The organism is Candidatus Endomicrobiellum pyrsonymphae, assembly GCF_020328025.1.
Taxonomy (GTDB): Bacteria; Elusimicrobiota; Endomicrobiia; order Endomicrobiales; family Endomicrobiaceae; genus Endomicrobiellum; species Endomicrobiellum pyrsonymphae.
In genome coordinates, this window is sequence record NZ_JAIXMZ010000070.1 from 1 (window position 1) to 5,986 (window position 5,986).

General features: G+C 35.8%; 7 protein-coding genes. All 7 read right to left on the bottom strand.

Features of this window, described 5'->3' with window-relative positions; translation table 11 throughout:
* Window positions 1-241: 241 nt before the first annotated feature.
* On the bottom strand, window positions 242-568 hold the full coding sequence (locus LE180_RS05780; protein WP_374134509.1) for a hypothetical protein: 327 nt from the start codon (window positions 566-568) through the stop codon (window positions 242-244).
* Between the two features lie 302 nt (window positions 569-870).
* The gene (gene lpxB, locus LE180_RS05785; protein WP_374134510.1) at window positions 871-1,962 is read right to left on the bottom strand and encodes a lipid-A-disaccharide synthase; all 1,092 of its coding nucleotides are present in this window, start codon (window positions 1,960-1,962) and stop codon (window positions 871-873) included.
* Window positions 1,962-2,897, bottom strand: coding sequence for a Gfo/Idh/MocA family oxidoreductase (locus LE180_RS05790; protein ID WP_374134511.1), 936 nt, complete (start codon window positions 2,895-2,897; stop codon window positions 1,962-1,964). The genes lpxB and LE180_RS05790 overlap by 1 nt, the downstream gene beginning before the upstream one ends.
* Window positions 2,894-3,988, bottom strand: coding sequence for a DegT/DnrJ/EryC1/StrS family aminotransferase (locus LE180_RS05795; RefSeq protein ID WP_374134512.1), 1,095 nt, complete (start codon window positions 3,986-3,988; stop codon window positions 2,894-2,896). Before LE180_RS05795 ends, LE180_RS05790 begins: the two co-directional genes overlap by 4 nt.
* Window positions 3,989-4,110: 122 nt before the next feature.
* A complete protein-coding gene (locus LE180_RS05800; protein ID WP_374134513.1) occupies window positions 4,111-4,269 on the bottom strand; it encodes a PEGA domain-containing protein in 159 nt (52 codons plus the stop codon).
* 150 nt (window positions 4,270-4,419) lie between these two features.
* Complete coding sequence (locus LE180_RS05805; protein WP_374134514.1) at window positions 4,420-5,220, bottom strand: LpxI family protein; 801 nt, start codon at window positions 5,218-5,220, stop codon at window positions 4,420-4,422.
* Between the two features lie 79 nt (window positions 5,221-5,299).
* Window positions 5,300-5,770 carry a hypothetical protein gene (locus LE180_RS05810; protein WP_374134515.1) on the bottom strand — a complete coding sequence of 157 codons (471 nt, stop codon included), beginning with the start codon at window positions 5,768-5,770 and terminating at the stop codon, window positions 5,300-5,302.
* Between the last annotated feature and the right edge of the window lie 216 nt (window positions 5,771-5,986).

A 5,986-nucleotide genomic window follows, 5' to 3' on the forward strand; every position in this document is an offset into this window, starting at 1 on the left:
GTAGAAAGAAGACAAAGATATTTGATTATTTTGATTGTATAATCTTTAAGGTTGAAATGTTAAAAGTAAGGGATTGAAAAAGTAAGGTATTAAATTTGTATAATGACAACAGTTGTAATTGATTATTTAGAAGAGTACGAAGATAGAGTTTAGATTCTGAAGAACAAAGTAAGAAGGGTTTAAAGAGTCTGGACTACAAGAACGAAAGAGGATTTAGAGTGATTAATTTCAACCTTAAAGATTATACAATCAAAATAATCAAATATCTTTGTCTTCTTTCTACCCTTAAATCTTCCTGCCTCAAACTTTTATAAACGTAGCCAACCCCAAACATGATTGTCCAAGGAATTGTATCTGTAGAATACTTCTCCCAAAACATAAAAGCAGGAAGATTTTTCAAATTAAATCCCAAAAACAGGTTTTCAGATAACGGGAAAAGAAAAGACAAATCGCACGCAAAACCGTTACCTGAAGACACATTTGAATATGGATTTTTTGAAGAGTCTATTAGCGATTCGCAGATTGTATCACTATAACCGCTTGCGCTTTTGTTGCTTATGGAGCGCATCCAGCGCTATCAATTGTCATATGATCTAGCCAAAAGAGCAGACCTGTTATAGCTATTTGGCAAAATGGGAGCGACTTTTGCGTATAGATTTTTAGAAATAATACTAAAGATTCTCGCCAATAGAAGTCTATATCAAATTTTTCACAATATTTATAATTTTAAACTCTATTCAGATAAATTTATAGCGGTAATAAATTTTGTCTATGTAGGGAACCAAGTATTTTATCAAACAACCTAAAGCATGCCATTGCGCTCTTTTGTAAATGAAAACTATCTTTTTGGTTTAATTTTTTCGACGATATTTAACTATTTAAAATAATTTCGGCAGCTCTTTTACTTACTCCCGGAGTTCCAAGCATTTTTCTAAATGCGAGAAGTTCCGTAACTTTAGGCACATAATTTTCTAATTTTAATTGTTCTAAAACTGATGATGCAATTTTTTTTGGAGTCGCGTCAAATTGTATAAACTCAGGTACAACTCCTTTTCCGGATAAAATATTTACCATAGTTATATATTTTATCTTTATGATTGCTCTTATAAAAAAGTAATTAAAATAAGACAGTTTATACATTACAACCATTGGAATTCCCATTATAGTGTTTTCAAGACTAACTGTTCCCGAAGGACAAATTGCAAAATCTATAATTTTCCTTTTATTAAAATCTCCAGAAATATCCAAATCTATATACTCCGGCAAAGCGCAATTAATCTTCTTATCAGCATTAAACATTATAAACTTTGCATTTATTTTTTCTTTAAGTATTTTTGCAGTCTCAAGAATTATAGGAATATGATACTTTATGGTACTTCTACGACTTCCCGGGAACAACCCTATAACCGGCGGATTTGCTATGCCAAATTTTTCATTTTTAAAAACCTGCTTCTCAGGAACTATGTCTATCAAGGGGTTTCCTACAAAAACAGCGTCAACACCGTTACTTTTATACAATTTTTCTTCAAAAGGCAAAATAACAAGCATTTTTTTAATAGTTTTGGCAAGTTTTTTTACTCTTCCACTACGAGATGCCCAAATCTGAGGACTTATATAATAAAAAACAGGAATATTCATTTTTTTTGCAAGATAAGCGACATGTATGTGGAAACCATAATAATCTACAAGTATTATTTTATCAGGACAATTTTTACTAAAATATTCTTCTAATTTCTTTAAAGCTTTTCCTAGATAAAGCGCTTGCTTTACACGTAAAATCCCAAAAGCGCTAATGCTTACTATCTCTTCAAGAAAATCATCGGCAATTAATTTTAGATTGTTACCACCAATCGCTGAAATATGACACGAAGGAATTAATTCTTTTATTTCTCTAACAAGATTTGACGCATGTATTTCACCGGACAAATCGCCGGCAGAGATGAAAATTTTATCGTTTGCCATTAAAACACCATATTTTTTAGAATATTAACAGCCAGCTCCACAGCGTCTCTACCCTGCTCGCCTGCAACCATGGGTTTTTTGCCGTCAATAACATTAGTTAGAAAATTATCAATTTCATAAAAAAGCGGCTCGTTTGATGGGAGCTTTGGTTTTTTAATATCTATATCAAAAAGAGAAGTCATTTTTTCTTTACCTGTTTTTTTTGAATATACTTTAAGATTCTTTTCAGCATAATCTATGGATACATAACTATCAGGCTGAAAAATTCTTATTTTTCTATATTTTTCCAAAGTAACTCTACTCGCAGACACGTCTGCCACACAACCGTTTGCGTATTTCAGCCTGACTTTTGCAATATCTTCAGTGTCGGAAAGTATTTTTGCGCCGTGAGCTTCAAAAGAAACAACTTTATCTTTTACAAGATAAAATAAAATATCCAAATCGTGTATCATTAAATCTAACACAACGCCAATTTGGTTTGTCCTAGGATCGTAAGGTCCCAGTCTATTAACTTCAATAAACTTAGGATTGTTTATAAACGGCGCAGCAGCAATAACCGCAGGGTTAAATCTTTCAACGTGACCAACCTGTAAAACTAAATTTTTAGCGCTTGCTATTTCTATAAGTTCCTCAGCTTCTTGAACATTTAAAGTAAATGGTTTTTCAACAAGACAATGTACTCCATTTTGTAAAATAAGTTTTGCCACTTGATAATGAAGCGACGTGGGAACAGCAACAACTACAGCATCAATTTTCCCTATAATATCATTAAAATCTATTAAACAACTTGTCTTGTTTGCTTTTGCAATTTTTTCGGCTTTTTTACCATCTGCGTCAACAACAAATTCAAGCTTAGAATTAGGATGCTGACTTAAAATCCTTGCATGGTGTTGTCCTAAGGATCCCACCCCAACTACAGCTGTTCTTATGCTCATTTTTTGTAACTCTTTATAACTTTAATTATTTTGTCTATATTGGCTTTTGAAAGCAAGGGATGTACAGGAAGAGATACCACTTCTTCCGCAGCCTTTTCCGCTTCTTTGCATACTCCTGATTTATAGCCAAGCTGTTTATAGAATGGTTGCTTGTATATGACAGAACTGTAATATACTCCGCTTCCCACGCCATTTTCCGCAAGATATTTCATAAACCTATCTCTTTCCCTTGCCGCAATTCTTACAGTGTACTGATGAAAAACATGCCTACAGCTTTTTGGAACAAAGGGCGTATGCAAAAAATTTAAACCTTTAAAAGCTTCATTATATTTTTGAGCGGTTGCAATTCTTTTCTCTATCCAATTTTCAAGCTGTTCAAGCTGAGCTATTCCTATTGCAGCTGCAAGATTTGTAAGTCTATAGTTATATCCCAAAACTGTATGTGTTGAATGTCCAACCCTACCATGATTTATAATCTGTCTTCCATACTTATCGGCCTTTTCATCATTTGTTAAAGTAATACCACCTTCGCCTGTCATCATATTTTTTGTAGCATAAAATGAAAACGCCGCTGCATCGCCAAAAGAGCCGACTTTTTTCTTTTTAAATTCAGCTCCATGAGCCTGGCAAGAATCTTCTATAAGCTTAAATTTATATTTTTTCTTGAGCTTAAGGATTGCATCTACATCGCACGGAAGCCCGTACAAATGAACTATCAAAACAGCTTTTACGTTTCTTTCCTTTTTCAACATTTTTTCAAGTTCAACTGGATTTATATTAAATGTTTTTGGATCAATATCGGCAAAAATAGGTTTTGCGCCACAAAAAAGAATAGAATTTGCAGTCGCTATAAATGAAAAAGGAGTTGTAACAACTTTATCCCCGGATTTAATACCGCACATTAAAAGAGCCGTATGCAAAGATGTCGTTCCATTAGCATTTGCTATACCAAACTTTGCGCCTGAATATTTTGCAAAGGATTGTTCAAACTGCGCAACATATTTACCACTTGCAAGAATTCTTGAATCCAAAACTTCTTTAATTAATTTTCTTTCTTTCCGTCCAATAATTGGAGATGCTATATTTATCATTTCTTTTCCTATCTTTTAGGTTCCAGATCTACCGCTATGTTTGTCATATCAAGTCCACACCAAGCTCCGGTTGTCGGATCCGTAAAAAACGCCAACCAATTGAGAAGCGCATCAAAAACAACTCAGTCTATCTGAACCCTACTTTTTATACCAACAGTTTCAGGGTTGTAACCTTCCTTTTTAACTATAACAGTGTGGTTCTCTCCTCTAGTTAACGCAACAGACACCGCATCTGTACCAACATAGTCGCCGTCAACATAAATCTTACTATACGGTGTCATCTATTTTACAGACACATTTTGTTTCGTTCCATTAAATATAAGCGCACACGAAGTCATTACCAACATCAACGGCAACAGCAAAGATAAAAGTTTCTTCATCTTCTCTCTCTTTTTTATTACATATCATCGTATCTTTAGCGCCGACCAACTTTATATCCCAAGCACAGTTACACCTACTTTTTTTGCTTTATCAATAACTTCTTTTTTATCCAACATCAAAGTCACGCCTGCTTCTATAGCCATTGCGCGAACCTTATTTTCTCTTAAAGTATCGATAGTATTAATACCAATCACAGGCACGTCAAATCTAAAATCTTGATTTGGTTTTGCAACTTTAACAACTATTGAATTTTCTCCGCCAAGTTTGTATGCGCGTTTAATACATTCATCCGTACCTTCCACAGATTCAACTGCAAGAACTGATTTGTCCTTTACGACAACAGTCTGACCAATATCAAAACCAGCTATACCTTTTGCTATTTTATATCCAAACTCAACATCTTTATTTTCATCTGAAGAAAGTTTTTTGCCAGATATTAAGCCTTTGGGAGCAAGCAACGAAGTTAAATAGATATGCGACGGTATCAAATGCATTCCGTCATTATCAAATTCGTTTGCAATTGTTTTTAAAATTGTATCAGTTTTTTTATTTACTAAACTTCCCATTATTTTTATTGCGCGCCAATCCATACCTATTGTGGAATAAATTGTAACGTGTTTTACTTGTCCTGCCATAATAACAGTTTTTACATTTTCGCTTTTAAGAGCATCTATAATTTTTTGGAACTTACCCACTGAAAGCCAAAAAATTTTGTCACAAACTTTTTCCAATTCAGGATCTGCCTCTTCTTTTAATGCAATACAAATAACTCTATTGGCGTTTTTTCTTATTTCTTCGGCAACCAAAAATGGGAATCTATTATTTCCTGCGATAAGTCCTATATTTTCCATTATTAACAATACCTTTTACACTCCAAACGCACAAAACAAACATTCTGCCATTTTCGCCATATTACATCATGCAGACAGATTATTTTTTCTTCATCGCATTTCTCATCGCCTCAAGCGCCACCTTCGTCATCGCTCTCATCATCGCTCTCATCATCTCTAGCACTTTTATATTAATCTTGTTTTTCGCACAAATCCCCACCACCTCCTTCTCCACCACCGCGTTCATCGCCCCCGCCAGCACTATCTGCTCACGCGTTGCCGCTTCCGTCCCCGCCAGCCTCGCTAGCGTAGCCCTCGCCCACGCCTTCTCTTCTTCCAGCTCCGCATCATCCGCCAGCGTAGCCTTAGCCTCCGCCACCTGCAACTTCGCCTCCCAATCCTTCCCCACTAGCTTCTCCTTCAGCTTCCCTTTCATAAGCAGACTCACATCATCGATCAGACGACCCATAGCCAGTTCCGTACCCGCTGTCGATATCTGGTCTTCTACTTCCTCTTCCTCATACATATCCAAATCCCAGTACATCTCCTCACTACGCGGTATCGGCCACATCGCATCCTTCTCCACAACATATTCAGAATTATACGTAAATCTGAATATGTTGTGGAGAAGGATGCGATGTGGCCGATACCGCGTTCATCGCCCCCGCCAGTACATCTCCTCACTACGCGGTATCGGCCACATCGCATCCTTCTCCACAACATATTCAGAATTATACGTAAATCTGAATATGTTGTGGAGAAGGATGCGATGTGGCCGATACCGCGT

Coding starts and splice junctions, on each gene's coding strand:
- LE180_RS05800 (WP_374134513.1), bottom strand. CDS start 4,269: ATGACACCGTATAGTAAGATTTATGTTGACGGCGACTATGTTGGTACA.
- LE180_RS05810 (WP_374134515.1), bottom strand. CDS start 5,770: ATGTGGCCGATACCGCGTAGTGAGGAGATGTACTGGGATTTGGATATG.
- LE180_RS05790 (WP_374134511.1), bottom strand. CDS start 2,897: ATGAGCATAAGAACAGCTGTAGTTGGGGTGGGATCCTTAGGACAACAC.
- lpxB (WP_374134510.1), bottom strand. CDS start 1,962: ATGGCAAACGATAAAATTTTCATCTCTGCCGGCGATTTGTCCGGTGAA.
- LE180_RS05795 (WP_374134512.1), bottom strand. CDS start 3,988: ATGATAAATATAGCATCTCCAATTATTGGACGGAAAGAAAGAAAATTA.
- LE180_RS05805 (WP_374134514.1), bottom strand. CDS start 5,220: ATGGAAAATATAGGACTTATCGCAGGAAATAATAGATTCCCATTTTTG.
- LE180_RS05780 (WP_374134509.1), bottom strand. CDS start 568: ATGCGCTCCATAAGCAACAAAAGCGCAAGCGGTTATAGTGATACAATC.